The sequence below is a fragment of the Rhizobium binae genome, from assembly GCF_017357225.1.
GTDB lineage: Bacteria > Pseudomonadota > Alphaproteobacteria > Rhizobiales > Rhizobiaceae > Rhizobium > Rhizobium binae.
Map to the genome: position 1 here is coordinate 4483025 of NZ_CP071604.1, position 26776 is coordinate 4509800.

Genomic DNA, 26776 nt, shown 5'->3' on the forward strand with positions numbered 1-26776 from the left:
AATACAGCTGTATAAGCGTTCGCTAAAAGGTGATCGTGACAAAATCGCGGGTGACTGGCATTCTCTTGCCCGCCTGAAAGCTATGCAGATCGAGAGCGGGGTTTCTCAATGCGCATGACAAAATTGTTTCTGGCGGCCGCTGCGGCAATCGGCGTCCTCCATGCGGTACCGGCGTTCGCGCAAGGACCGCAATGTGGCAATACCAGCGCCGGCTTCGACGCCTGGGTCGCCGATTTCAAACAGACGGCAGCCGCGAACGGCGTCAGCCAATCGGTGCTCAGCCGCGCCTTCGCCAACGTCAACTACAACAAGCCGACAATCGCCGCCGACCGCGGCCAGAAAAGCTTCAAGCTCTCCTTCGACGCCTTCATGCAGAAGCGCGGTGGTGCCGCCGTCATTTCCCGCGGCCGTTCGATGAAGGCGGCCAACCAGGCGCTTTTTGCCTCGATCGAGCGTCGCTTCGGCGTTCCCGCCGGCCCGCTGATCGCCATCTGGGGCATGGAGACCGGTTTTGGCAGCTATATGGGCAACCAGCACACGCTGTCGGCAGTTTCGACCCTTGCCTATGACTGCCGTCGTTCGGAATATTTCACCGACCAGCTCTATGCCGCGCTCCAGCTCGTCTCCGAAGGTTATCTGAGCCCGCAGGCCAAGGGTGCCGCCCATGGTGAAATCGGCCAGACGCAGTTCCTGCCGAGGAACGTCGTGCGTTTCGGCGCCGACGGCGACGGCGACGGCCGTGTCGACATGGTCGGTTCCCGCGCCGATGCGCTGGCTTCGACCGCCAATTTTCTAAAGGGCCACGGCTGGCGGGCCGGCGCCGGCTATCAGCCGGGAGAGCCGAATTTCGCTGCCATCCAGGGCTGGAACGCCGCCAGTGTCTATCAGCAGGCAATTGCCTATATCGGCCAGCAGATCGACGGCGGCAGATAAGCCTTCATAGACAACGATCTCGCGAAACGCCGCTGCAATATGCGGCGTTTTTCATAGGCGGGAATCGAAACCACCGCCGGAAGCTGTCTTGCGGCGCTCCTCCTGCGGCGGAGCCGGCACGACCGGCCCCGAGACGACGCAGTTGCGGCCGGAGGTCTGGCGGCGTAAAGCGCCAGATCTGCGTTTGACAAGATCCTCGAAGTTTCGGCTTGCGCCGTCGTTTGCCCGGCCGGCACATCCGAAACTCGCCGTGACCTTGAGCAGCTCGCCGCTCGGTAAGGTATTTCTGCCATCTCGATCGCCAGCCGCACCCGTTCGGCGACGACTGCAGCATCGTCTGGCGTCGAATCGGGCAGAAGCTCCAGGAATTCCTCGCCGCCGTGACGCCCGAGCAGATCGAAGGAACGGAAAATTCTCGCGCGCGACGCCCGCGCCTTAAGAAATAATAAACCCCTTGGTCCCTAGATCTCGGGGCGAATGAAGTCACGCGTTTCGGCGTCCATGACCCAGAGTTCACCCGTCGATATGTCGAACCAGGCGCCGTGGAGATGAAGATTTCCCGCCTCCTCTTGCGCCTTGATATTGGGAAAGCTTCTGAGATTGTCGATCGAGTTGCGGATCGAAACACGTTCCAATGCCGTCTGCCGCTCGGCCGTCGTCATCACGTCATTGCTTTGAATCTGCTCGGCAGCCGGCTTGACCAGCGACATCCACCGGCCGATGAAGTCGCCGGGTGACAATGGCTCGGCATTGGGATCGAGCGCTGCGCGGATACCGCCGCAGCGGCCATGCCCCATCACGACGATATCTGTGACCTTCAGTGCCTGCACCGCAAATTCAAGCGCCGCCGACGTCGAATGGAAATGACCGTCCGGCTCGTAGGGCGGCACCATATTGGCGACGTTGCGGATAACGAAAAGCTCGCCCGGACCGGCATCGAAGATCAGCTCGGGAGCCGCACGGGAATCCGAACAGGCAATCACCAACGTGCTGGGACTTTGACCGTTTTCGGCAAGTTGCCGATACCGGTCGCGGGCGTCGGCGTAACGCCCGTTCATAAAGTTGCGATAGCCGTCCAGAAGGGTGTTTGGAAAACGCTGCATGCTTCTGGATTAGCGCGCGCGGAAGACAAGATCAACTGCTGCGCCGCAAAATGAGCATACTGGCAGATGCATCATTTTTTCCGCCGCTGCGCCGGGTGCACGAGCCGGCGCATCTGCACCATGGCCATCGGCGTTGAAAGGCTGGAGGCGTCGCTTGCCAGCATCAACTCGTTGCTGCCGCGCTTGACCGCACGCGCGAGCACTTCGAATACGCTGGCGGTGGCCAGCTGCAACGCCTTTTCATCCTCGAGACCGGATAGCAGGCGCGACAGGAAAACCGCGGCGAGCAGGTCACCGAGACCGTTCGGCGGGTTCTCGACGACGCGATGCTCGGCAAGAAGCGCGTGACGGCCGGAAAGGTAGAGATTGCCGGTACCGCCCGCCATCATCGGCACCGCCGAGGTGACCAGCATCCGCGACGGCCCGAGCGCAAGCGCCGCCTCCATGATCGCGCTATTGTCGTCAAGCGCTGCTCCCGACAGCCAGGCGAGCTCGTAGCGGTTCGGCGTCGCCAGCGAGGCAAGCGGGATGAGATGGTCACGAATGGCCTCGGCCGTGGCTTCCGGCACGTAGAGACCACCAAGATCGCCCATCACGGGATCGCAGACATAGAGCAGTTCGGAATTGGTCTGGCGCAGCGCAGCGATCAACCGGGCGACGGAGCGCGCCTGGGCGGCATTGCCGAAATAACCCGAAAGCACCGCCCGGACTTCACCGATCCAGGGCGCACGGATCAGATCGTCGATCGCCGCGTCGAAATCGGCTTCCGCAAATGTCAGCCGCGTCGAACGGCCATGGCCGGGATGCCAGGGCAGAACGATGGTCGGCAGCGCCCAGACCGGATGGCCGAGCGTCTCCAGGGCAAACACCGCTGCCCGATTGCCGACCGAGCCGCGCACGACATGGCTCGAAATGACGATGACTGCGCCCGCTGCATTTTCCGACATGGTATAAAGGTCCGCATGATGATGGCGTTTGATGATATCTTTGACGCCACGCTGTCAACCATTCTTCATGTGAGCGTGGAAATGTGCGGCGGAAGAAAAACGAGCCGTTCACGCTTGTTTTGCCTACGAAATCGGAAAATCTCCGACATTTTCCCATCTCCGGCGTCAAAAAAGCATCAAATCCATCCGGCTGACCCCCATTTTAGAGATTTTTTCGAAGAATCTTCTGCTAGCTTGCAGAAAATCAGTCCATTGCGGGAGGCGATCCATGGCTGCCAGAAACAATCCCAAGCGAGAAAAACAGATTGAAGGCGCGCGAAAGATCGCCAAGGAAAGGGGCGAGGCCCATCTCGATCCGGAAATTCTCTTCGGCCGAGCAAGCAATGACGATCTTGAACGCTACACGCCTGAAATGCTGGCGCTTTCTGCCGTGCATTCGGCAAAAGAACTTGCCGCCTGGAACGGCAAGACGCCGCGCGTCAGCATCGACACCATCGGCGGTGTCTCGCCTGACGGCATTGCCGTCTCGGTGCTTTCGGTGACCGACCGGAATATGCCGTTTCTCTATGAATCGGTCATGGGCGAAGTGACGAGCACCCACCGCGATCTCTTCATGGCCGTGCATCCCATCCTGGTGATGGAAGGAGACAAGGCTCCCGGGCTCTATTCCGCCGACCAGCCGAGCGATCCCGCCACACGGGTCAGCCATATCCAGCTTCATATCGCGCCGCTCAATTCCAACCAGGCGGCCGATCTCGTCAAACGTATCCAGATGGTGCTCGAACAGGTCCGCCTGTCAGTTTCGGACTGGAAGCCGATGCTTTCCAAGCTCGACGGGGTGATCGCCGAGCTTGCGGCCAACGGCGCCGGCCGTAGAAGGGCTGAACACGCCGAGGCGATCGCCTTCCTGAGCTGGCTGCGCGACGAGAATTTCACGTTCCTCGGCATGCGCGAATATATCTATTCCGGCAAGGGTGCCGACGCCAAGGTCGAGCGGGACAAGGGGGCGGGCCTCGGCATTCTCTCCAATCCCGACGTTCTCGTGCTGCGCACCGGCAAGGATGCCGTGACGACGACGCCCGAGATCCTCGCCTTCCTCGACGGCCCCGAGTTCCTGATCGTTACCAAGGCGAACGTAAAATCGATCGTCCATCGCCGCGCCTATATGGATTATGTCGGCGTCAAACGTTTCGACGCCGCGGGCAACGTCACCGGCGAACTGCGCATAGTCGGCCTCTTCACCTCGACGGCCTATACGTCGCTCGCCTCGGAAATCCCGCTGCTGCGCTCCAAGATCGAGAAGGTTAAGGAGCATTTCGGCTTCGACCCGATGAGCCATTCCGGCCGCATGCTCGACAACACGCTGGAATCTTATCCGCGCGATGATCTTTTCCAGATCGACACGACATTGCTTGCCAGTTTTGCCGAGCAGATCAACGACCTGGCCGACCGGCCGCGCGTGCGTGTCCTGCCACGCATCGACCATTTCGACCGCTTCGTCTCGGTGATCGTCTATGTCCCGCGCGAGGAATACGACTCGCTCGTCCGAGAGCGGATCGGCGCCTATCTGAAGACCGTCTATGACGGCCGTGTCTCCGCCTATTATCCGGCTTTCCCGGAAGGCGGCGTGGCGCGCGTGCATTTCATCATCGGCCGCTCCGGCGGCAAGACGCCACGCATTCCGCAAGCCAAGCTCGAGCAGACGATCCGCGAGATCACCGCTCGCTGGGACGACCGCTTCGAAGTGCTGGCCGGCCCGAAGGCGCCGAAAATCTCGGTCGACCAGGCCTTCCAGGATTCCTTCACCCCTGAGGAAACCGTGGCCGACCTCGCCGATATCGGCGCCTGCGCCGCCGGCGAGCCGCTCCGCATCCAGTTCTACCACCGCCAGGAGGACCAGGGCCGCATCCTGTCGCTGAAGATTTTCCACGCCGGCGGCCAGCTGGCGCTATCACGGCGCGTGCCGCTTCTCGAGAATCTCGGCTTCAATGTCGTCAGCGAACGCACCTTCGATATCGGAGTGCCGGTCGCCGACGGCCAAACCAAACTCGTCGTGTTGCATGACATGGAGCTCGAGACCCGCAACGGCCGCGACATCGACCTGCATCGTTATGGCGCCGCCCTCGAGGAAGCCTTCGTTGCCGCCTTCGCCGGCACGATCGACAATGACAGCTTCAACCGCTTGATCCTTTCGGCGGGGCTGTCGGCGCGTCAGACGAATGTGCTGCGCGCCTATGCTCGCTATCTCCGCCAGGCCGGCATCGCCTATTCTCAAGATTATATCGCAACGACGCTCGACAAATATGCCGGTGTGGCCGCCGCCATTTTCCGGCTGTTCCACGATACGCTCGATCCCAAGCTTCCGGAGAAGGCCCGGGTGAAGAAGCTTGCCGAGCTGCACCAGGCAATCGAAGCCGAGCTTGCCGAGGTGCCGAGCCTCGACGACGACCGTATCCTGCGCCGCTATGTCAACATCGTCGACGCGACGCTGCGCACCAATTATTTCCAGAAGAACCCTGACGGTTCGCCGAAATCGATGCTCGCCTTCAAGCTCGATCCGCACCTCGTCGACGGTCTGCCGCAGCCCAAACCCTTCCGCGAAATGTTCGTCTACGGCGTCGACGTCGAAGGCGTGCATCTGCGTTTCGGCAAGGTGGCGCGCGGCGGCCTGCGCTGGTCGGACCGCGCCGAGGATTACCGCACCGAGGTGCTGGGTCTCGTCAAGGCGCAGCAGGTGAAGAATGCCGTCATCGTTCCGGTCGGCGCCAAGGGCGGCTTCTATCCGAAAAAGCTCCCCGCCGGCGGCAGCCGCGATGAAATTTTCAATGCCGGCCGCGAGGCCTACAAGACCTATATCCGCACGCTGCTTTCGATCACCGACAATATCTCCGGGGCCGAGATCGTGCCGCCGGCGGATACGGTGAGGCTCGACGGCGACGACCCCTATTTTGTCGTCGCCGCCGACAAGGGCACGGCAACCTTCTCCGACACCGCCAATGCGCTGGCGCAGGAAGCCGGCTTCTGGCTCGACGACGCCTTCGCCTCCGGCGGCTCGGCCGGATACGACCATAAAAAGATGGGCATCACCGCCCGCGGCGCCTGGGAAACCGTTAAACGCCATTTCCGCGAAATGGACATCGACATCCAGACGACCCCCTTCACCGTCGCCGGCGTCGGCGACATGTCGGGCGACGTCTTCGGCAACGGCATGCTGCTCTCGCCGAAGATCCGGCTCGTTGCCGCCTTCGATCACCGCGACATCATCATCGATCCCGATCCCGACATGGAAAAGACGCTGGCAGAACGCCAGCGGCTCTTCGACCTGCCCCGCTCGAGTTGGCAGGATTTCGACAGAAATGTGCTTTCGATAGGGGCGATGATCATTTCCCGCGCGGCGAAATCGGTGACGCTGACGCCAGAAGCGGTTGCTGCGATCGGCATCGACAAAGCCGTGGCGACGCCGTTCGAGATCATGACGGCGATTCTGAAGAGCCCGGTTGACCTCCTCTGGTTCGGCGGCATCGGCACCTATGTGAAAGCTCCGTCCGAAACCGATGCCGAAGTCGGCGATCGCGCCAACGACCCGATCCGCATCACCGCGGCGGAGGTACGCGCCAAGGTGATCGGCGAGGGCGCAAATCTCGGCGTCACCCAGAAGGGCCGTATCGCCTACGGTCTCAACGGCGGGCGCTGCAATTCCGACGCCATCGACAACTCGGCCGGCGTCAACACCTCGGACGTCGAGGTCAACATCAAGATTGCGCTGGCGGCCGCCATGCATGATGGGCGGCTGACGCGGGCAAAACGCGACCAGCTGCTTTCGTCGATGACCGGTGAAGTCGCGGCCCTCGTGCTGCGCAACAACTACCTTCAGTCGCTGGCGATCTCACTGACGGAGCGCAAGGGCACGGCCAACGGCCTGGAACTCGGCCGCTTCATGAGCGTGCTCGAGGGGGCCGGTCAGCTGAACCGCAAGGTCGAGACCTTGCCCGACGACCAAACGCTTGCCGAACGTTATGCGGCCGGCAAGCCGCTGACGCGGCCGGAAATCGGCGTGCTGTTATCTTATGCGAAGATCGTGCTCTTCGATGCGCTCGCCGCCAGCGATCTACCGGACGACCCCTATTTTGCCGCGACGCTGTCGAATTATTTCCCCGTGAAGATGCAGAAGTCGAACGCCGGCGATATCGCCGGCCACCGCCTGCGGCGCGAAATCATCGCGACCGTGCTTGCCAATGAAGCGATCAACCGCGGCGGGCCGAGCTTCACCGTCGCCATGATGGACGCAACGGCGGCTTCGGCGCCGGAAGTGGTGCGCGCCGCAATCGTTGCCCGCGACGGTTTCGAACTCACCCGACTCTGGGCCGAGACTGATGCGCTCGACGGCAGAATATCGGGCGAGGTGCAGAACCGAATCTACGAGGAAATCAGCCACAGCTTTATCGTGCTCACCCGCCTGCTGTTGAAGACCGCCATGACCAAGGGCGATATGGCCGAAGTGATTAGCCGGCTGCAGGCAGCCCTGAAAAAGCTGAGGCCGGCCTTCGCCGAACAGGCGGCCGGCGATGCCGCCACCCGCCAGGCAGAATACGCACAGGCGGGCGTACCGGAAAAACTCGCTGCCGAAATTGCCAACCTCCAGAGCTTCGCGCTGGTGCCGGAGATCATGCAGATTGCCGAGCGCACCGACGAGCCGCTGGTGCGTGCGGCGGAAAATTATTTTGCGGTGTCGAAGACCTTCCGGATCGCCCGGCTGCTCGCAGCCGGCGGCCGCATCCTCACCTCCGACCATTACGAAAACCTGGCCCTCGCCCGCAGCATCGACCAGATCGCCAGCGCCCGGCGTGATATCGTCATCTCGGCCCTTTCCGATCACGGCAAGGAGAAGCTCCCCGTCCAGGCCTGGCATGCGCAGGACCGCGTCCGCATCAATCGCATCGTCGAGGAACTTTCCAGCCTCAGCGATAGCGGCGATCCCAATCTTGCGCGCATTACCGTGGCCGCCGGAATCCTGACCGATCTTGCGCGAGACCGGGCGAGGTGAGACAGTCCGCCAAAAAAGGAGCGGATGTTGAATCGTATAGACTGGACGGGAACGCAGCCGCCGAAAGCCACGGAAAAGGGCATCTGGGGGTGGATGTTCTTCGATTGGGCGGCACAACCGTTCTTCACCGTGGTTACCACCTTCATCTTCGGGCCTTATTTCGTCTCGCGCCTGACCGATGACTCCGTGTCCGCCCAAACGACGTGGAGCAACATGGCGACGATCTCCTCGGTGATCATCGCCCTGCTCTCGCCCGTTCTTGGCTCGATCGCCGACCAATCCGGCGCCCGCAAGCCCTGGATCGCCTTCTTTGCCGTCATCAAAATCGCCAGCCTCTTCGGCCTGTGGTTCGCAGCCCCGGGTTCGCCGGTCCTCTATCCCGTGATCTTCATGATCCTCGCCTCGATCTCGGCCGAGTTTTCGATCGTCTTCAACGATTCGATGATGCCGCGCCTGGTCGCCAAGCACGAGGTCGGCAAGCTCTCCAACACCGCTTGGGGGCTTGGCTATCTCGGCGGCATGATCGTGCTCGTTGCCGTCGTCACGCTTCTGGCGGCAAGCCCAGAAAGCGGCAAGACCATTCTCGGCCTCGATCCGCTGTTCGGCCTTGATCCCAGGAGCGGCCAGGATGCACGCATCACCGGGCCGATCTCGGCCGTCTGGTACCTGATCTTCATCCTGCCGATGTTCTTCTTCACGCCCGATGTCGGCAGAGGCCTGCCCTTCGGCACCGCCATCCGCGCCGGCCTGCGGGAGCTCAGAAACACCCTCGGCGAACTCAAAGAGCGGCGCGGCATCCTGAAATTCCTGATTGCCCGTATGATTTATCAGGATGGCGTCAACGGCCTGTTGATCCTCGGCGGCGTTTTCGCCGCCGGCATGTTCGGCTGGGCGACGATCGAAATCGGCCTCTACGGCATCATTCTCAACGTCGTCGCCATCTTCGGCTGCCTGATCGCCGGCCGGATCGACAAGGGCGTCGGTTCGAAAGTGACCGTCGTCATCAGCCTTACCATGCTGCTTCTCGCCACCATCGGCATCATCTCGACTGGGCCGGGCTACACGCTGTTCGGCCTGATGGCGCTGCCGACAGCCGATTCCGGCGGTCTCTTCGGCACCGCGGCGGAAAAGGCCTATATCCTCTACGGCCTGCTGATCGGGCTCGCCTTCGGGCCGGTGCAGGCCTCGTCGCGCTCCTATCTCGCCCGCAGCGTCAGCCTGGAGGAAGCCGGCCGCTACTTCGGCATCTACGCCCTGTCAGGGCGCGCGACGAGCTTCATGGCAACACTGCTCTTCTCGCTGACGACCTATCTGAGCGGGTCACCCCGGCTCGGAATGGCAACGCTGATCCTGTTTCTCGCCGGCGGCTTGGCGCTTCTGGTCCGCACACCCTATCCGGCCGACCGGGCATAGGAATGCCTGGTCATTTCCGGCATTTCTTCAGTGGCGGAAGTGGCGCATGCCGGTAAAGACCATCGCAACACCATGTTCATCGGCGGCATCGATGACCTCCTGGTCGCGCATCGAGCCGCCCGGCTGGATGACCGCCGTCGCGCCCGCGGCAATCATCGACAGAAGACCGTCGGCAAAGGGCAGGAAGGCTTCGGAGGCAACCGCCGAACCCTTTGTCATCGGAACCGCAAGGCCGAGCGCCTTGGCCGCTTCTTCGGCCTTCAGCGCGGCGATGCGGGCCGAATCGACCCGGCTCATCTGGCCGGCGCCGATGCCGGCCGTCTGGCCGTCCTTGGCGTAGACCACGGCATTCGATTTGACATGTTTGCCGACCTTGAAGGCGAACTTCATGTCCTCGAGCTCCTGTGCCGTCGGCGCCCGCTTGGTGACGACCTTGAGCTCCAGATCCTCGACCATGCCGTTGTCACGGCTCTGGACCAGCAGGCCGCCGGAGACGGTCTTCGCCGTCAGGCCCGCAACGCGCGGATCGGGCAGGCCGCCGGCCGACAGCAGCCTGAGGTTCGGTTTGCGGGCGACGATTGCCTTTGCCTCGTCGGTGACATCGGGAGCGATGATCACTTCGGTGAAGAGCTTGACGATCTCTTCGGCCGTTTCGGCGTCCAATGTCTGGTTGAGCGCGATGATGCCGCCGAAGGCGGAAACGGAATCGCAGGCAAGCGCCCGCTGATAGGCTTCGACCAAGCTCGAACCGGTGGCGACGCCGCAGGGATTGGCGTGCTTGATGATGGCGCAGGCCGGCGCCTTTTCCGGCAGAAACTCGGCGACGAGCTCGTAGGCGGCGTCGGTGTCGTTGATATTATTGTAAGAGAGCTGTTTGCCCTGGAGGAGGACAGCCGTCGAAACACCCGGGCGTTTCTCGCCGGTGACATAAAAGGCGGCCTTCTGGTGCGGGTTTTCACCGTAGCGCATCTCTTCCTTCAGCACGCCGCCGATGACGCGGTGACGCGGCGTGTCGATCGACAGCGCCTCGGCAAACCAGTTGGAAATCGCAGCGTCATAGGCCGCGGTGCGGGCATAGGCCTTGGCGGCCATGCGCTGGCGGAAAGCATAGGCCGTCTTGCCGGCATCGGCCGAAAGCTGCTCCTTGAACTCGGCATAATCGTCGGGATCGGTCAGGATGGTCACATAGGCGTGGTTCTTGGCCGATGCCCGGATCATCGCCGGACCGCCAATATCGATATTCTCGACGGTCGTCGGGTAATCGCCGCCGGCTGCGCGCACCTCTTCGAAAGGATAGAGGTTGATGACGGCGAGATCGATGGCCTCGATGCCGTGCTTCTTCATCGCCTCCTGGTGCTCGCTGTCGTCACGGATCGCCAGCAGGCCGCCATGCACGGTCGGGTGCAGCGTCTTGACGCGTCCATCCATGATCTCCGGAAAACCGGTGATGTCGGAAACATCGGTGACGGCGAGACCGGCAGCAGCAATCGCCTTATAGGTGCCACCGGTCGACAGCAGGCGCACGCCTCTTTCAGACAAGGCCCGGGCGAGCGCGACGATGCCGGTCTTGTCGAAGACGGAGAGGAGCGCGGTCTTGATTTCGACCTTGTCCGGGGCGGGGATTTTCTTGGAAATGACGGCCATGAACTTTCTCCGTTCGGGCTTCGGTTCTGCTTGCGTCGCGTTAGCACAGCTTCGCCGCCGCGCAAACAGGCGCTATCCCTTGCGGGATAAAAACCAGCGGATTTCCGTCTTCTCGGCAAGATCGAAGTCAATCTCGATCTGATCCGCGCCGCAAATGCCGGAGCTGTCGGCAAAGAAAATGTCCTCGGAAATCAGCACTTCGTTGCCGGGAGCGGAAAACAGCCAGCTTTCGCCGTCCGGCGCCATCAGCAGCACCGACTCACCGTCACTCTGCTGCAGCACGATCGAAGGATGGATATGAAACCGGGCGACCGCCTTCAGGGGCTCGTCGCTGTCATATCCCTCACGGACGACGAGTCGGTCGTGGCCCGTGACGATAGAGCCCGCGGCATTGAGTGTGATTTCGCGTTCGTGCAGCACGCCGAACGCTCTCACATAACCGTCATGGCTGAGCTTGATGCCGTCGCGGCCATCCTCCGTTTCGGCACGCTCGACGGTGACGGTCCTGACCGGTTCAATGATCGCATGGTTGAGGAAGGGCGAGAGCGAAAAGCGGCTGGACGAGGTGTCGTTGAGGATGACGGTCGAATGCGCCGCGGTCGTGCGCGCCATCTGGACATAGCGGTGCCCGGCGAATTTCGGCGAGCCGGAATTGACGATGAAGCGATGGCGGCCCGACGACATCTCGAAGGAGAGGCTGCCGGCATGTGCAGTGCGCAACGCGCCGCCCGAAGGCGGTGTGCCAGTATCGGCGATGATGACCGTCCTGCCCCCGGCAAGCCGCTGGTAGCGCGACTGCGGCAAGGCCTTGAATGGCTGGCCGGCAGTCTCGTCATATCGCAGCACCGACATCAGCTCGTTGGCGAGCGTCGAGGTCGCGCCGTTGAAGAGCGCCAGGTCTCCATCCTGATGGCGAAAGAACCGCAAGGCCGGGTACATGCGGTCGATGCCGGAGATGAGCTTCTGCGGCAGATCATGGCCGAGATTGACATAGGTCTGCCGCAGCGGCAGCAGGTCGAGCAGCAGTTCCAGGCCGACGCGCGGATTGCGGGAGATATGCCCGCCATCCGGCAGAATCTGGCTATCGAATTCGCGATCGAGTGCCTGCGCCGCCCTTCTCAGCGTCGAGGCCCGGGCCGGCATGGCTACAGAAGCCATGGCAAGCGCGATGCGCAGGCGAAACAGTTCCAGGCCGCCGAGGGTGTAGGGGCCCATGCGATGCAGGAACCTGACCTGGAATGCCAGCGACTTCATGAAACGGCGATAAAAGCCGCGGTCGGCATTCTGCAGCACCACAGGCGAATGCGACAGCCAGGCAATGACGCGCTGGGCGGTGATGTCGGTGTCCCAGGCAATTCCTTCCATACGGCCGGCATGGATCGAGAGCCAGCTGTCGACGATGGCGCGGGCGGCGGCCGCGCTGCGTTCCGTCTTGTGGGCGCGCATATGCCGCAACCAGCCGAAGCTGTGGAGGCGGGTCGCGAAGGGCCGCGAGGGCAGGGTGAAGGTGAAGGGCGATTTGCCGTTCGTTTCCAGCATGCGCCCGGCCAGCAGAAACCGTCCATTGAGAATTTCGTCGGCCACATGCGGATCGATGCCGCGAAGATCGGTCGGCGCGACGATCAGGCGCTCGGGCACTTTGATCGAATGACGAAAAAGCTTCAGGCGCAGCAACGCGACGCGGCGCAAGGCGCGCCGCCAAGCTTCCCGAACATACATGCTCGCAAAACGCCGACCGGACTGCATATTCTATTGTCTATTGACCCTCATGGTTAAGAATAGGTGAAAAGCGGCCGATTTCATCGCCCGCAATGAATTAATTCGTGACAAAGTTCGAATATACGCAAATTACTGCATTTCAGTTGAGATCATTCGACGGTTCTCAACCCGCCGCGGCGATGATGCGAGGATTTCAAATCCGAGGCATGGTTGCCCGACCTTGAGCTTGGTCAGCCCGCTCGCCGCAGCACGGCCGCGTAAAAGCCGTCGAGGCCGGAGGCGATGCCCTCAGGCATTTTCAGCATCGTCGGAAGCGTGCGGAATTCACCGAGCGGCGTAATCGCCGCTTCAAGACCGGGCCAGTCGCCGGCGATGATCGGAACGCGCTCGATCGCATCCGTATCGGAAAGGACCCGGGCGACGACCTCCTCGCCCTCGGCGGGATCGAGCGAGCAATTCGAAAATACCAGCGTGCCCAAAGGCTTCAGCAAGGTCAGCGCATGGCGCAGCAACCGTTCCTGCAGCGCCGCCAGCCTGGCGATGTCCTCCGGCCCCTTGGTCCATAATACGTCCGGGTGCCGGCGCGTCGTGCCGGTGGAAGAGCAGGGGGCGTCGAGCAGGATCGCATCGAAGCCTTCTGCCGGCTTGAATGTCGTCAGGTCTGCCGCGACCGTTTCCGCCTTCAGGCCAAGCCGGTCGAGATTCGAGCGCAGCCGTCTTAGCCGGCTTTCCGACTGATCGAGGGCGGTGACCGCGCCGCCGGCAAGGATGAGCTGCGCAGTCTTGCCGCCGGGCGCAGCACAGAGATCGGCCGCACGTTTGCCGGAGAGATCGCCGAACAGCCTCGCCGGAATGCTTGCCGCGGCATCCTGCACCCACCAAGCGCCCTCATCGAACCCGCCAAGCGATGGAATGCTGCCATCGAAAGCGGCAAGCCGCACGCCGCCGGTCGGCAGAGCAACGCCGTTCAGCCTCTTTGCCCAGCTTTCGGCATCGGATTTGACGGTCAGATCGATCGCCGCCGGTTCGAGTTGCGATTGCGAGATCGCCAGCGCTGCGTCCCGGCCATAGGCCATTTCCAGCCGCCCAAGGAACCAGGCCGGCATCGGCGCGACCCTGCTGATCTCTGCCAGCACGGCATCTTTTTCGCGGCCGAGCCGGCGCAGCACGGCATTGACCAGCTTGGCAAAACGGCGATTGCGCGGATCCTGATTGGCCTGCTCGACGGCAAGGTCGACGGCCGAATGGTCGGGTACGTCGAGATAGAGGATCTGCGCGGCACCGATCGAAAGCACGTGATGCAGCGCCCGCGCGCCCTCCGGCAGCGGCGATTCCAGCAGCGACGCGATGGCCGCATCGATTCGCGGCAGGTGGCGCAGCGTCGTGTTCAGAATGGCGCGGACCAGCGCCCGGTCGCTTTCACCGAGCGCCTTATAGGCGGGATTGCCATGTTCCTGGTCGAGAGCCCCGTCGAGCGGCAGCTTACGGTCGACGACGGCGGCAAGAATTTTTGCGGCCGCGGCCCGGGCCTGCAGGCCGGGCTTAACAGGCGCCGATCGGCCAGCCGGCCGGTCGATGGAAGGTTTTTGTTTACGGAATGGCTTTCTCGTACCGTCTGAATTCAAGACCACGGACCTCTTGGCGGTTGCGAACCACCGCGACCCGTATTCGGAACAGAGCGCGATTTGCGCGTCGGATTAACAGCACGAACCGGTCTCGTCGAGCCATTCATGCCGCTTTGCGCCATCTCCTGCAGCGCAGCAATGCGGTTTTCCGTGTCCGGATGAGTGGAGAAGAGATTGTCCATGCGCTCACCGGACAGCGGATTGATGATGAACATATGCGCCGTCGCCGGATTGCGCTCGGCATCCTCATTCGGCACATGGGCAGCACCGCGGGCGATCTTGCCGAGAGCGGAAGCGAGCCACAGCGGATCGCCGCAGATTTGGGCGCCGCGGCGGTCGGCCGAATATTCGCGCGTGCGGCTGATCGCCATCTGTACCAGCATGGCGGCGAGCGGTGCCACGATCATTGCGACAAGGACGCCGACGAAACCGAGCGGATTGTTGTTGTCGCGATTGCCGCCGAAGAAGAAGGCGAAATTGCCGAGCATCGAGATCGCCCCGGCAAGCGTTGCCGTGATCGTCATCGTCAGCGTGTCGCGGTTCTGAATATGGGCCAGTTCATGCGCCATCACGCCGGCGACTTCCTCCGGAGACAGTGCCTGGAGCAGACCCGTCGAGGCGGCGACGGCGGCATTTTCGGGATTGCGGCCGGTGGCAAAAGCATTCGGCTGGGGGCTGTCGTAGAGATAGACCTTCGGCATCGGCAGCCCGGCGTTGCGGGCGAGATCGCGCACGATCGCAAAGAATTCCGGCGCATTGCGCTCGTCGATCTCCTGGGCGCGATAGGCTGACAGCACCATGCGATCGGAATTCCAATAGGAGAAGAAGTTCATGCCGGCGGCAATGAGGAATGCGATCATCATGCCGGCCCGACCGCCGATCAGGAAGCCGACAAACATGAAGAGCGCCGTCATGAAGGCAAGCAACATGGCAGTGCGAACGAGGTTCATTGCGAATCTCCAACTCCGATTTCGGCGTCGCACGCTTTCAATCCCGGCGACGGCGCATTATGATTTGGTTATTCACCAGCCATTTTCAATGTTTTCCGGCAGGAGAAGCCATGCAGGACGCCGATAACGACAATAGCCAAACGCCGACGGCCGAAGGATCGGAGCCGCCGCGCAAAATGCTGTCCCCGGCTGCCCAGCGTGCGCTTGCGGAGGCCGAGGAACGGCGAAAGAACCAGACGCCGCTGGAGCTGGCGCCGGAGATCGGCGGCCGCGGCGGAGCCGAGCCGGCCCGTTTCGGTGATTACGAGATCAATGGCCGGGCAATCGATTTTTGATGCATTAACGCGACGCGCTTTAGGGACGGGACGGGTCGCCGGCGACCTTCTTCCTGAAGGCTGCGCCCGGGCATGCCGCCGCAAACACATCACAATCTCTGGAAGTGAAATGAGCCGCTCCAGGGATCGGAGCGGCTCAATCTATCAGGCCGTCGCCTTATTCTGCCGATTGGCGATCAGATCGTCGACGACGGCCGGATCGGCGAGCGTTGACGTGTCTCCCAGAGCGCCGAAATCGTCCTCGGCGATCTTGCGCAGGATGCGGCGCATGATCTTGCCCGAGCGGGTCTTCGGCAGGCCGGGGGCGAACTGGATCTTGTCCGGCGAGGCGATCGGGCCGATCTCGGCACGGACGTGTTTCACCAGTTCCTGGCGAAGCGTGTCCGTGCCTTCGTGGCCGGCCATCAGCGTCACATAGCAATAGATCCCCTGGCCCTTGATCGCATGCGGATAGCCGACGACTGCGGCTTCCGAAACCAGATTGTGCGAGACGAGCGCCGATTCCACCTCCGCGGTGCCCAGCCGATGGCCGGAGACATTGAGCACGTCGTCGACGCGGCCGGTGATCCAGTAATAACCGTCTTCGTCGCGGCGGCAGCCATCGCCGGTGAAGTACTTGCCCTTGTACGTGGAGAAGTAGGTCTGGATGAAGCGCTCGTGGTCGCCGTAGACGGTGCGCATCTGGCCCGGCCAGCTGTCGGTGATGCAGAGATTGCCGTCGGCGGCCCCTTCCAGCACCTTGCCTTCATTATCGACCAGCTGCGGCTTGACGCCGAAGAACGGCACCGTCGCCGAACCGGGTTTCAGATCGATCGCACCCGGCAGCGGCGTGATCATGTGGCCGCCGGTCTCCGTCTGCCACCAGGTATCGATCACAGGGCAGCGCTTGTCGCCGACGACGTTATAATACCACTCCCAGGCCTCCGGGTTGATCGGCTCGCCGACCGTGCCGAGCAGGCGCAGCGACGAGCGCGACGAGCGCGTGACGAAGTCGTCGCCGGCGCCCATCAGCGAACGGATCGCCGTCGGCGCGGTATAGAAGATGTTGACCTTGTGCTTGTCGATGACTTCCCAGAAGCGGCCCTGATCGGGGAAATTCGGCACGCCCTCGAACATCAGCGTCGTCGCGCAGTTGGCCAGCGGCCCGTAGACGATGTAGGAATGGCCGGTGACCCAGCCGACATCGGCCGTGCACCAGTAGATGTCGCCATGATGATAGTCGAAGACGTATTCATGCGTCATCGAGGCGTAGACGAGATAGCCGCCCGTCGTGTGCAGCACGCCCTTCGGCTTGCCGGTCGAGCCTGAGGTGTAGAGAATGAACAGCGGATCTTCCGCCTTCATCTTCACCGGCGGGCATTCCGGCTTCACCGTGGCGGTTTCCTGGTGATACCAGAGGTCGCGGCCCGGCGCCCAGCCGGTCTTGCCGCCGGTGCGGCGCACGACCAGCACCTTGCTGACATGCACATGCTGGCGGGCGGCGATATGGATCGCCGTATCGGTATTGTCCTTCAGCGGCACCGGCTTGCCGCCGCGCACACCTTCGTCGCAGGTAATGACGAAGGTGGATTCGCAGTCGACGATGCGCCCGGCCAGCGCCTCCGGCGAGAAGCCGCCGAAGACGACCGAATGCACCGCGCCGATGCGGGCGCAGGCGAGCATCGCGTAAGCCGCCTCGGGGATCATCGGCATGTAGATGGTGACGCGATCACCCTTCTTGACGCCATGTTTCTTCAACACGTTCGCCGTCCGGCAAACATGCTCGTAGAGCTCGTTATAAGTGATCTTCTTGTCGACGTAAGGGTTATCGCCTTCCCAGATGATCGCCACCTGGTCGCCATTCGTCTTCAGATGGCGGTCGATGCAATTGTAGGAAACGTTGGTCTGGCCGTCCTCGAACCACTTGATCGAGACCTTGCCGGTAAAGGAGGTGTTCTTGACCTTGGTATAGGGCTTGAACCAGTCGATCCGCTTGCCGTGCTTGCCCCAGAACTTGTCCGGGTTCTCGACGCTTTCCTCGTACCATTTCAGGTACTTTTCCTTATCTATGAGGGCCTGCGCCTTCACCTGCTTCGGCACCGGATGGATCTTCTCCGACATGTAACTCCTCCTCATGGGACATGCGACGGGCCGCGAGCAATTGGGCCCGGATTTCAAATCAGGGCAATTCATAGCAGGTCGCATCGTCGCGGCAATTAGACAAAGGTCATTTGATTTCGGAAGAATTGCAATTCTGCGACAGTCCGGTTATATAGCGGCATATTTCCCGGACATTGTGGTGACAATCCACGGACCGCGACCGGCGCGGACGATAGAAGGACTATATCCATGGCTCAAACACTGCTCATGCCGAAGGCGACCGCCATCTGGCTTGTCGACAACACGGCGCTGTCTTTCGATCAGATCGCGCAGTTCTGCAAACTGCACCCGCTCGAGGTCAAGGCAATTGCCGACGGCGAAGCGGCGCAGGGCATCAAGGGCCTCGATCCGATCTCGACCGGTCAGCTTTCCCGCGACGAAATTGCCCGCGCCGAAGCCAATCCGAACCACAAGCTGAAGCTTTCCGAGCCGAAGGTACGCGTGCCGGAATCCAAGCGCCGTGGCCCGCGCTACACGCCGGTTTCCAAGCGCCAGGATCGCCCGAACGCCATTCTCTGGCTCGTCCGCAACCATCCGGAACTGAAGGACGCGCAGATTTCCCGCCTCGTCGGCACGACGAAATCGACGATCGAGCAGATCCGCGAGCGCACCCACTGGAACTCCGCCAACCTGGCGCCGATGGATCCGGTGACACTCGGCCTCTGCAGCCAGATCGATCTCGACATGGAAGTGGAGAAGGCCTCCAAGGGCCGGCCGCTGCCGACCGCCGCCGAGCTTGGCGCGACGCTGCAATCGGCTCAGGAAACCGAACGCCTGACCCCGAGCTATGAGCGCGAAGAGGAAAAGGAAATCGACGCCGACGCCGTCTTCCGCAAGCTGAGCTCGCTGCGCTCGGCTCCGAAGGACGAGGACGAAGACGATCAGTACTGAGATGTCAGCGATCTCATGAAGAAAACCCTGCCGAGCGAACCGCCCGGCGGGGTTTTTCGATGGAGGATCGCCGTCGAATACCCAATTTTACATCGGTAGAGAACCAAAGCCGCGCTCGCGCAACGCCTCGGCGATCTCCTCCAGAATCGCCGGATCATCAATGGTCGCAGGCATTTTCCAGGGTATCCCGTCGGCAATCTTCTGCATGGTGCCGCGCAGGATCTTGCCCGATCGCGTCTTCGGCAGCCGGTTCACGGTGATCGCCGTCTTGAAGGCGGCGACAGGCCCGATCTGATCGCGAATCATCGCCACCACCTCCGATTCGATTGCCGTCGATTCGCGACGAACATGCCGCTTCAATACCAGGAAGCCACAGGGCGCCTGACCCTTCAGCGCATCGATGACACCGATGACCGCGCATTCGGCGACATCGGGATGCCGCGCACAAACCTCCTCCATCGCGCCGGTCGACAGCCGATGACCGGCACAGTTGATGATGTCGTCGGTCCGCGACATGATGAAGAGGTAGCCGTCCTCATCGACATAGCCGGCGTCAGCGGTCTTGTAATAACCGGGAAACTCATCGAGATAGGCCGATCGGAAACGGTCATCCGCATGCCAGAGGGTCGGCAGGCAGCCGGGCGGCAGTGGCAGCCTGATGACGATATTGCCGAGCGTCCCCGCTTCGATCGGATGGCCGGCATCGTCGAGCACCGCAACCTCGTAGCCTGGCATCGGCAGCGCCGGCGAACCATGTTTGACGGGCAGGGCGCCGAGGCCGAGCGGATTTGCGGCGATCGGCCAACCCGTCTCCGTCTGCCACCAGTGGTCGATGACGGGAATGGCGAGCAGGCGTTCGGCCCATTTCAAGGTCTCGGGGTCCGCCCGCTCGCCGGCGAGAAACAGCGCCCGCAAATTGGGCATCTTGTAACGCGCGATCAGTTCGCCGTCCCCATCCTCTCGCCGGATGGCGCGAAAGGCGGTCGGCGCCGTGAAGAGCACGCGCACGTCATGCTCTGCAACGACGCGCCAGAATGTGCCGGCATCGGGCGTGCCGACCGGCTTTCCCTCGAAGATCAAGGTCGTCACGCCCGATATCAGCGGCGCGTAGACGATATAGGAATGACCGACGACCCAGCCGATATCGGACGCCGTCCAGAAGACCTCACCCGGTTTAAGCCCGTAGACATTCCGCATCGACCAGTTCAGCGCGACCATGTGGCCGCCATTGTCGCGCACCACGCCCTTCGGCTGGCCGGTCGTGCCCGAGGTATAGAGGATATAGAGCGGATCGGTCGCCTTGACGGAAACGCAGGCCACCTCGACGCCGCGGTGGGAGGCCACCGCCGCCTCGAAATCCTCATCTCGGCCGCCGATGAGTTCTGCCCGAAGCTGCGGTCGCTGCAGCACCAGGCAGCGCTCCGGCTTCATTCGCGCAATCTCGATCGCCTGATCGACCAGCGGCTTATAGGCGACGACGCGGCCGGGCTCCAGCCCGCAGCTCGCGGTAATCACCAGCCTGGCGCCGCTGTCGTCGATACGCGCCGCAAGCTCGCTGGCGGCAAACCCGCCGAAAACGACGGAATGGACCGCACCGATACGAGCGCAGGCAAGCATGGAAAACACGGCCTGCGGCAGCATCGGCATATAAAGGATGACGCGGTCGCCTCTGGCGATGCCGAGCGCCAGCAGCATCGCCGCGATGGCCTTTACCTCGCCCAGTACCTCGTCATATGAGAACCGGCGCTTCTCGCCGGTCATGGCGCTGTCGAAGATGACAGCGGTCTCGCCGCCGCGGCCGGCCGTGACATGGCGGTCTAGGCAATTGTGACAGGTATTGGTTTCCGCTCCCGAGAACCAGCGGCCGTAAATGCCTTCATCAGGCGAAAACACCCGCTCCGGCGGCTTGAACCAGTCGATATCGGCACCGGCTTCGCGCCAGAAGGCTTCAGGATCGCGCTTCCAGGCCGCATAGGCCTGATCGTAGCCGTTCTGCATCTGCTCCTCCCCAGGAATGCAAGCCTCGATGTTAATCTAGGCACAGGGGAGGGGAACGGGAAGCCCGACCAAAGCAGCGTATCAGCGCGCTCCGAAAATAGCCGACCCGACGCGGACACTGGTGGCGCCGAAGGCGATCGCCGTCTCGTAATCGCCCGACATTCCCATGGAGAGTTTCTCGACGCCGCATTTCGATGCGAGCTTTGCCAGCAGGGCAAAATGCGGCCCGGGATTTTCCTCGGCCGGCGGAATGCACATCAAACCTTCGATGGAAAGACCGAGCTCGTCGCGGCAAAGTGTGAGGAAGGCCGGCGTGTCGTCAGGCGCAATGCCCGCCTTCTGCGGCTCGAGGCCGGTATTGACCTGGACGTAAAGTCTCGGTGTCTTGGTTTGCCGCTTCATCTCCTCGGCAAGGGCGCGGGCAATCTTTTCCCGATCGACGGTCTCGATCACGTCGAAAAGCGCCACCGCGTCCGCCGCCTTGTTCGATTGCAGCGGTCCGATCAGATGCAGCTCGATGTCGGGGTTCTCTGCCTTCAGTGCCGGCCATTTGCCTTGGCTTTCCTGCACCCGGTTCTCGCCGAAAATGCGCTGGCCGGCGTCGATCGCAGGGCGGATCGCCTCCGCCTCGAAGGTCTTCGACACCGCGACGAGCCGAACCGAGCCGGCCGGACGTCCCGCCGCGCGTTCCCCGGCGGCAATCCTCGACCGTACGTCGTTCAAGCGCTCTTGAAGTTCCATCGTTCTGCCTCGACATTTCAGCATGAGAGTGATGGCAATCAACTAGCCAGCCATTCTGTGCTTGCCAAGACCCGCTGCCGCGAAATCGCCCGGCCGGGACGAACATCGGGCGCTTGCAGCGCCTGCAAAACTTGACGCTACGGTGGTTTCGTGGTGAAGGTCTCGACCAACCTCCCCTGATTTTCCGGAATTGCGAATACAATGGCCACCGAACGTTACAATCCGCGCGATGCCGAGCCCCGCTGGCAGCAGAAATGGAATGAAGACAAGGTCTTCGAGACCGACAACGCCGATCCGCGCGAAAAATATTACGTCCTCGAAATGTTCCCCTATCCGTCGGGGCGCATCCATATGGGCCATGTCCGCAACTATGCCATGGGCGATGTCGTTGCACGTTACAAGCGTGCCCGCGGTTATAACGTGCTACATCCGATGGGCTGGGACGCTTTCGGCATGCCGGCGGAAAACGCTGCGATGGAGCGCGGCGTCCATCCCGCCTCCTGGACCTACCAGAACATCGCCTCGATGAAGGCGCAGCTGAAGGCCATGGGACTTTCCCTGGACTGGAGCCGCGAGTTCGCCACCTGCGACGTCGAATATTACCAGCACCAGCAGCATCTCTTCCTGGATTTCCTGGAAAAGGGACTGGTCTACCGCAAGCAGTCGAAGGTCAATTGGGATCCGGTCGACAACACCGTGCTCGCCAACGAACAGGTAATCGACGGCCGCGGCTGGCGTTCCGGCGCGCTGGTCGAACAGCGTGAACTGACGCAATGGTTCTTCAAGATCACCGATTTCAGCCAGGACTTGCTGGACGCGCTGGATACGCTCGACCAGTGGCCGGAAAAAGTTCGCCTGATGCAGAGGAACTGGATCGGCCGTTCCGAAGGTCTGACGGTGCGCTGGGAAATCGTGCCGGAAACGGCGCCGGCCGCCGAGACCGAGATCACCGTCTATACGACCCGGCCTGACACCCTGTTCGGCGCCTCCTTCCTGGCGATCGCCGCCGACCATCCGCTGGCCAAGGATGCGGCTGCAAAGAACGTCGAGATCGAGGCCTTCTGCGAGGAATGCCGTCGCGCCGGCACCTCGCTCGCCGCGCTGGAGACCGCCGAAAAAAAGGGCCTGGACACCGGTATCCGCGTCCGCCATCCGCTCGAGCCCTCCTGGGAGCTGCCCGTTTATATCGCCAATTTCGTGCTGATGGATTACGGCACGGGCGCAATCTTCGGCTGCCCTTCCGGCGACCAGCGCGACCTCGATTTCGCCCGCAAATACGGTCTACCGGTCGTGCCCGTCGTCATGCCCAGCGATGGCGACGCTGCGACCTTCTCCGTCGGCGATACGGCCTATGACGGCGATGGCGTAATGATCAATTCCCGCTTCCTCGACGGCAAGACGACGGAAGAGGCCTTCAATATTGTTGCCGACCGGTTGTCGGCAGCTTCGCTCGGCAATACGCCGGTGGCTGAGCGGAAGGTCAATTTCCGCCTGCGCGACTGGGGCATTTCGCGTCAGCGCTATTGGGGCTGCCCGATCCCGGTCATCCATTGCGATGCCTGCGGCGTCGTGCCGGTGCCGAAGAAGGATCTGCCGGTGAAACTGCCGGAAGACGTCACCTTCGACCAGCCGGGCAATCCGCTCGACCGCCATCCGACCTGGCGTCACGTCGCCTGCCCGCATTGCGGCAAGGATGCCCGCCGCGAAACCGATACGATGGATACCTTCGTCGATTCGAGCTGGTACTTCACCCGCTTTACCGCGCCGTGGGAAGCCGGGCCGACCGATCCTGAGGCGGCTAACCGTTGGCTGCCGGTTGATCAATATATTGGCGGCATTGAGCACGCGATCCTGCATCTGCTCTACTCGCGCTTCTTTACCCGCGCCATGCGCGAGACCGGACACGTCGCAGCGAGCGAACCCTTCAAGGGCCTGTTCACCCAGGGCATGGTGGTGCATGAGACCTACAGCCGCAATGCCGGCGCCGGCCGCGAATGGGTGGCTCCCGCCGATATCCGGATCGAGGAGATCGACGGCAAACGCCGCGCCCTGCTCTTGGCGACAGGCGAGGAGGTCGCCATCGGCTCGATCGAGAAGATGTCGAAGTCGAAGAAGAATGTCGTGGATCCTGACGATATCATCGCCTCCTATGGCGCCGATACCGCCCGCTTCTTCGTGCTATCCGACTCTCCGCCAGAGCGCGACGTCATCTGGTCGGAGGCGGGAGTCGAAGGTGCTCATCGTTTCACCCAGCGCCTGTGGCGGCTGATTTCCGAGGCGGCCGGCGCGCTCTCCACCGTTGCGGCCGCACCGGCAAGCGAGGGCGAGGCGCTAGCGATTTCGCAGGCCGCACACAAGACGCTGAAGGCCGTCCAGAACGATTACGACAAGCTCTGGTTCAACAAGGCCGTCGCCCGCATCTATGAGCTCGTCAATGCGCTCGCCGCGCCGCTGACGAGGGTTGCGGCAGGTGAAGGCGATATCGCTTATCGCGCCGCCGTGCGGGATGCGGCCGAGATTCTGATTCAGCTGGTCGCCCCGATGACGCCGCACCTTGCAGAAGAATGCTGGGCGACGCTCGGCAATACGGGGCTGCTTGCCCGCACCGGCTGGCCGCGTTTCGTCGAAGCACTCGTCGTTGAAAACGACGTTATCCTGCCCGTGCAGATCAACGGCAAGAAGCGCGCCGAATTGACAATTTCCCGCGATGCGGATCAGAATGCCGTCACCAACGCCGTGCTGGAACTGGATGCGGTGAAGAACGTGCTGAACGGTCAGGCACCGAAGAAGATCATCGTGGTTCCCCAAAGGATTGTGAACATTGTCGTCTGATATCGCCCGCAAGCTGGCTCGCCATGCCGGCATCGCCGTGATCCTTGCCGCCTCGGCGTTTCTGTCGGCCTGCCAGGTCCGGCCGCTTTATTCCGAGAGCTCGGGCGTGACCGAAAAGCTGTCCTCTGTCGGCTTTTCCGATGCATCCAGCCGCGTCGAACAGCAGGTCCGCAATCGGCTGATCTTCCTGGCGTCCCGCGGCGCCGGTGAGGCGGCAAATCCGCAATATCACGTCCAGATGCGCGCTAGCTCGACGGTCGCCGAAACGCTGCTCCAGCAGTCCGGCGATACCTCGCGCGCCGGCCGTGTCACCGTCACCGTCACCTATACGCTCAGCACTGTCGCCGACGGTCGCGTCATCAAGGCCGGCAGCCGCCAGGCGACGGCCCTGGTGGATTTCTCCGAGCAGGAATTTGCCAAGCAAAGGGCGATCCGAGATGCCGAGAACCGTGCGGCGGATCAGGCGGCGGAATTTGTAGGGGCCGATCTCGCGGCTGCCCTCAGCCGCTAAGGGGCGGATCCGATGGCGGAGATAAAGTCCCACGAGTTCGAGACCTTTCTGCAGAAATCGGCGCGGAACTACCGGATTTTCGTCATTTATGGGCCGGACCGGGGTCTGGTGTCCGAGCGCGCCGGCCAGCTCGCCGGCAGGACCGGCGTCGCGCTTGACGATCCTTTCTCCTTAACGAAACTCGATATCGCCGATTTGCAGAAGGATCCCGGGCGACTGGTTGACGAGGCCCAATCCATCGGGCTGTTCGGCGGCGAAAAACTCATATGGATCCGCGGCGCCGCTAACGAGAAATACCTCGTCGATTCCCTGGCGCTGCTGGCTGAAAAACCGCTTGAGGCCGCCTATCTGATCGTCGAGGCCGGCGATCTGAAAAAAGGATCGCTGTTGCGCAAGACCGCGGAAGCGGCGCGCGCCGTCATGACAGTGCCCTCTTACGCCGATGACAGCCGCGCCTTGAACGGCTTGATCGACGTCGAACTCGGGGCGGAAAAGCTTGGCATTACGCCGACGGCGCGGCAGGCGCTGATCGCGTTGATCGGCGGCGATCGTATCGCTTCACGCAATGAAGTGCGAAAGCTCGCCCTCTACTGCCGCGGCTTGGATACAGTCGAGGAACATCACGTGACCGAAATAATCGGCGATGCCAGCGCGATCTCCGTTGACGATGCCGTCGACGCCATTCTCGGTGGGAACCTCGACGGCTTCCTCCACGCTATGCAGAAGATCAGCAGTTCGAAAACCGCGATCTTTCTGGTGCTGCAGGCCTGCCTTAAGCAGTTTCAGCTTCTCGATACAATGCGTGCGGAGATGGACGAAAGACGCCTGCAGGCGCCGCAGGTGATGCAGACGATGGGACGGCATCTGCATTTTCGCCGTAAGCCCATCATCGAGCAGGCGCTTCGCCAGTGGACGGCGGAAAGCATCGCGCGTGAATCCAACCGCTTGCAGGCGGCGATCCTTCAGAGTCGTCGCCGGCAGGTGCTGGAAGACAGCGTTGCGATGCAAACCCTTCTCTCCACCACCCTGCAATCCGGCCGGAAATCGGCTTGATTATCGCCGTTCCAGCAACCGGCAGATTTCCTCAAGCTGCTCGAGCGACTTATAGGATATTTTGATCTGCCCACCGCTCGTCTTATGATTGATCGAGACCTCGAGGCCGAGGGCGTCGGAGAGCGTGCGCTCCAGCGCCAGAGTATCTGAATCTTTTTGATCACGTCGCAGGGCCGTCTGCTGCGGCACTGACTGCGCCTTGATGTTGTTCTGCGCCAGCTTTTCCGCATCACGCACCGACATGCCCTTGGCAACGATCGTGCGGGCAAGGCTTGCCGGATCGGGCGTCGAGACAAGCGCACGCGCATGGCCGGCCGAGAGACTGCCGGCGGCCAAGAGATCACGAACCGGATCAGGCAGCTTCAGCAAACGCAGCGAGTTGGCGACATGACTGCGGCTTTTGCCGATAATTTCGCCGAGATCATTCTGAGTGTAGCCATACTCTGCGATAAGCTGCTCGTAGCCCAATGCCTCTTCAAGAGGATTGAGATCCGCGCGCTGTACGTTTTCGACAATAGCAATCTCGAGCGCGGTCTTGTCGTCGACGTCACGAATAATGACGGGAATTTCGATCAGGCCGGCCAGCTGAGCGGCGCGCCAGCGTCGTTCGCCGGCGATGATCTCGTACCTGTCCTGCGACATTGTCCGCACCACGATCGGCTGAACGATGCCGTGCTGCCGAATGGAACTGGCGAGGTCGTGCAACTCGGTGTCATCGAAAAAACGACGTGGATTGCGGGGGTTGCGACTGACGAATTCGATCGGAATCATCCGGTCGGCGCTGACAGTTCGTTCAGCCTCCACCGGAACCGGCTGATCCATCTCGCCAATCAACGCCGCAAGCCCGCGGCCCAAACGTCTTTTCGATACATCGTCATTCATGGTCTAAACTCACCTA

20 protein-coding genes are annotated in these 26776 nt (G+C 62.1%); 9 read left to right on the forward strand and 11 right to left on the reverse strand.

Translation table 11 applies throughout. The features are described from left to right. The first annotated feature begins 108 nt into the window (after nt 1-108). On the forward strand, nt 109-933 hold the full coding sequence (locus tag J2J99_RS21845) for a lytic murein transglycosylase (RefSeq protein WP_168295107.1): 825 nt from the start codon (nt 109-111) through the stop codon (nt 931-933). Here J2J99_RS21845 and J2J99_RS21850 read toward each other — a convergent pair. The 3 genes from J2J99_RS21850 to pdxY all read right to left on the reverse strand — a co-directional run bounded on the left by J2J99_RS21850 (nt 900) and on the right by pdxY (nt 2983). Next, entirely contained in the window at nt 900-1346 is a 447-nt protein-coding gene (locus J2J99_RS21850; RefSeq protein ID WP_168295181.1) for a diguanylate cyclase, read from the reverse strand. The genes J2J99_RS21845 and J2J99_RS21850 overlap by 34 nt on opposite strands. Before the next feature lie 48 nt (nt 1347-1394). Continuing rightward, nucleotides 1395-2036, reverse strand: a complete 642-nt coding sequence (locus J2J99_RS21855; RefSeq protein WP_168295108.1) for a carbonic anhydrase — start codon at nt 2034-2036, stop codon at nt 1395-1397. 71 nt (nt 2037-2107) lie between these two features. Then, on the reverse strand, nt 2108-2983 hold the full coding sequence (gene pdxY / locus J2J99_RS21860) for a pyridoxal kinase PdxY (RefSeq protein WP_168295109.1): 876 nt from the start codon (nt 2981-2983) through the stop codon (nt 2108-2110). A 15-nt stretch (nt 2984-2998) separates the two neighbouring features. Between pdxY and J2J99_RS21865 the strand changes: the two genes are divergently transcribed. The 3 genes from J2J99_RS21865 to J2J99_RS21875 are packed head-to-tail and all read left to right on the forward strand — an operon-like array spanning nt 2999 to nt 9440. Next, nucleotides 2999-3292, forward strand: a complete 294-nt coding sequence (locus J2J99_RS21865) for a hypothetical protein (RefSeq protein WP_168295110.1) — start codon at nt 2999-3001, stop codon at nt 3290-3292. Further along, on the forward strand, nt 3252-8027 hold the full coding sequence (locus tag J2J99_RS21870; RefSeq protein ID WP_168295111.1) for an NAD-glutamate dehydrogenase: 4776 nt from the start codon (nt 3252-3254) through the stop codon (nt 8025-8027). Before J2J99_RS21865 ends, J2J99_RS21870 begins: the two co-directional genes overlap by 41 nt. Nucleotides 8028-8051: 24 nt before the next feature. Continuing rightward, the gene (locus tag J2J99_RS21875; RefSeq protein WP_168295112.1) at nt 8052-9440 is read left to right on the forward strand and encodes an MFS transporter; all 1389 of its coding nucleotides are present in this window, start codon (nt 8052-8054) and stop codon (nt 9438-9440) included. Between the two features lie 27 nt (nt 9441-9467). Here J2J99_RS21875 and purH read toward each other — a convergent pair whose 3' ends face one another. The 4 genes from purH to htpX form a co-directional block, all read right to left on the reverse strand. Beyond that, nucleotides 9468-11084, reverse strand: a complete 1617-nt coding sequence (gene purH / locus J2J99_RS21880) for a bifunctional phosphoribosylaminoimidazolecarboxamide formyltransferase/IMP cyclohydrolase (RefSeq protein WP_168295113.1) — start codon at nt 11082-11084, stop codon at nt 9468-9470. A gap of 72 nt (nt 11085-11156) precedes the next feature. Further along, nucleotides 11157-12830, reverse strand: coding sequence for a heparinase II/III family protein (locus tag J2J99_RS21885; RefSeq protein WP_168295114.1), 1674 nt, complete (start codon nt 12828-12830; stop codon nt 11157-11159). Between the two features lie 203 nt (nt 12831-13033). Continuing rightward, complete coding sequence (locus tag J2J99_RS21890) at nt 13034-14434, reverse strand: RsmB/NOP family class I SAM-dependent RNA methyltransferase (RefSeq protein WP_168295115.1); 1401 nt, start codon at nt 14432-14434, stop codon at nt 13034-13036. Next, complete coding sequence (gene htpX / locus J2J99_RS21895; RefSeq protein WP_168295116.1) at nt 14425-15378, reverse strand: zinc metalloprotease HtpX; 954 nt, start codon at nt 15376-15378, stop codon at nt 14425-14427. Before htpX ends, J2J99_RS21890 begins: the two co-directional genes overlap by 10 nt. A 110-nt stretch (nt 15379-15488) precedes the next feature. Here htpX and J2J99_RS21900 point away from each other — a divergent pair, with 110 nt between their 5' ends. Further along, nucleotides 15489-15713 carry a DUF1674 domain-containing protein gene (locus J2J99_RS21900; protein ID WP_168295117.1) on the forward strand — a complete coding sequence of 75 codons (225 nt, stop codon included), beginning with the start codon at nt 15489-15491 and terminating at the stop codon, nt 15711-15713. 144 nt (nt 15714-15857) lie between these two features. On the opposite strand, the gene acs is transcribed toward J2J99_RS21900, so the two are convergent. Further along, on the reverse strand, nt 15858-17813 hold the full coding sequence (gene acs, locus J2J99_RS21905; RefSeq protein ID WP_168295118.1) for an acetate--CoA ligase: 1956 nt from the start codon (nt 17811-17813) through the stop codon (nt 15858-15860). Between the two features lie 228 nt (nt 17814-18041). On the opposite strand from acs, the gene J2J99_RS21910 reads away from it, so the two are divergent. After that, the gene (locus tag J2J99_RS21910) at nt 18042-18743 is read left to right on the forward strand and encodes a DUF1013 domain-containing protein (protein ID WP_010019544.1); all 702 of its coding nucleotides are present in this window, start codon (nt 18042-18044) and stop codon (nt 18741-18743) included. 87 nt (nt 18744-18830) lie between these two features. Here J2J99_RS21910 and J2J99_RS21915 read toward each other — a convergent pair whose 3' ends face one another. Continuing rightward, complete coding sequence (locus tag J2J99_RS21915; protein ID WP_168295119.1) at nt 18831-20741, reverse strand: propionyl-CoA synthetase; 1911 nt, start codon at nt 20739-20741, stop codon at nt 18831-18833. A gap of 81 nt (nt 20742-20822) precedes the next feature. Further along, the gene (locus tag J2J99_RS21920; protein WP_168295120.1) at nt 20823-21482 is read right to left on the reverse strand and encodes a YggS family pyridoxal phosphate-dependent enzyme; all 660 of its coding nucleotides are present in this window, start codon (nt 21480-21482) and stop codon (nt 20823-20825) included. A gap of 201 nt (nt 21483-21683) precedes the next feature. On the opposite strand from J2J99_RS21920, the gene leuS reads away from it, so the two are divergent. The 3 genes from leuS to holA are packed head-to-tail and all read left to right on the forward strand — an operon-like array spanning nt 21684 to nt 25878. Next, nucleotides 21684-24314: a leucine--tRNA ligase gene (leuS, locus tag J2J99_RS21925; RefSeq protein ID WP_168295121.1), complete on the forward strand. Its 2631-nt coding sequence runs from the start codon at nt 21684-21686 to the stop codon at nt 24312-24314. After that, nucleotides 24304-24825 carry an LPS assembly lipoprotein LptE gene (gene lptE, locus J2J99_RS21930; protein ID WP_168295122.1) on the forward strand — a complete coding sequence of 174 codons (522 nt, stop codon included), beginning with the start codon at nt 24304-24306 and terminating at the stop codon, nt 24823-24825. The genes leuS and lptE overlap by 11 nt, the downstream gene beginning before the upstream one ends. A gap of 12 nt (nt 24826-24837) precedes the next feature. After that, the gene (holA, locus tag J2J99_RS21935) at nt 24838-25878 is read left to right on the forward strand and encodes a DNA polymerase III subunit delta (RefSeq protein ID WP_168295123.1); all 1041 of its coding nucleotides are present in this window, start codon (nt 24838-24840) and stop codon (nt 25876-25878) included. Here the strand turns inward: holA and J2J99_RS21940 are convergent, their stop codons facing one another. Then, a complete protein-coding gene (locus J2J99_RS21940; protein ID WP_168295124.1) occupies nt 25879-26760 on the reverse strand; it encodes a ParB/RepB/Spo0J family partition protein in 882 nt (293 codons plus the stop codon). Nucleotides 26761-26776: the final 16 nt, after the last annotated feature.